Here is an 874-nt window from a genome sequence, read left to right on the forward strand (position 1 = left end):
GTGGACACAAATAGAATCAAACGCTTCGCTACCGAAGCACGAAATATATTGAAAGCCGGCATTGCTGCCAAGATTACTACGCTTGGTTTCGACAAGCATGGCAATGTAGCAGAGAAGAACAAGCCTCAGCTGATGCAGGGCGGCTCTCTCTGGAATGAGCAGTTGCAGACAGAGGGCTTCTACTATCAGTGGATGTCCCTCTATAACCGTATTCAGCAGAAAGGTATCAGCGAGGTGTATGAGGAAGCTGCCTACACCTGGTTCAACCGCCTCTGCGCCATCCGAATCCTGCAGAAGAACAATCTCTGCAGTCCGGTTCTGACGTATGCTGATGCTGCACGCACTCCCGTCATCGTGGATGAAGCCCGACAGGGACGCATTCCGCAGATGAAGGAAGAGTTGCGCCAGCGACTCGTGGAACTTCTCGATGACGACACCAAGGTGACAGAGCAGTTTGCCATCCTCATTACAGCCTGGTGCCACGATAATCCAATCATCAACCAGTGTTTCGGCAGTATCGCCGACTACACCGAGCTGCTTCTGCCCAACAACATCCTGGCAGAAGGCGGTTTCGTGGACCTTTTAAATCATACCGAATTTATCACCGATGAAGACTTCCAGTCACCTGAGTTGATTGGATGGCTTTATCAGTTCTATATCTCAGAGCGCAAGGACGAGGTGTTTGCCAAGAAGGGCAAGTTCGAGGCTGATGAGATTCCTGCAGCCACACAGATCTTCACCCCTAACTGGATTGTGAAATACATGGTGCAGAACACCGTGGGCAGAATCTATCTGGACAATAATCCATACGAAACACAGCTGCAAAAGAAATGGCAATATCTTGTTGAACCTTCAGAAAAACCAAGCGATGATA

General features: G+C 49.4%; 1 pseudogene. It reads left to right on the top strand.

The annotated features are described in order from the left end of the window. A pseudogene (locus tag QVO99_RS04430) lies at positions 1 to 874 on the top strand (BREX-1 system adenine-specific DNA-methyltransferase PglX); the annotation flags it as partial.

Source organism: Prevotella sp. CAG:592 (genome assembly GCF_000436015.1).
Taxonomy (GTDB): Bacteria; Bacteroidota; Bacteroidia; order Bacteroidales; family Bacteroidaceae; genus Prevotella; species Prevotella pectinovora.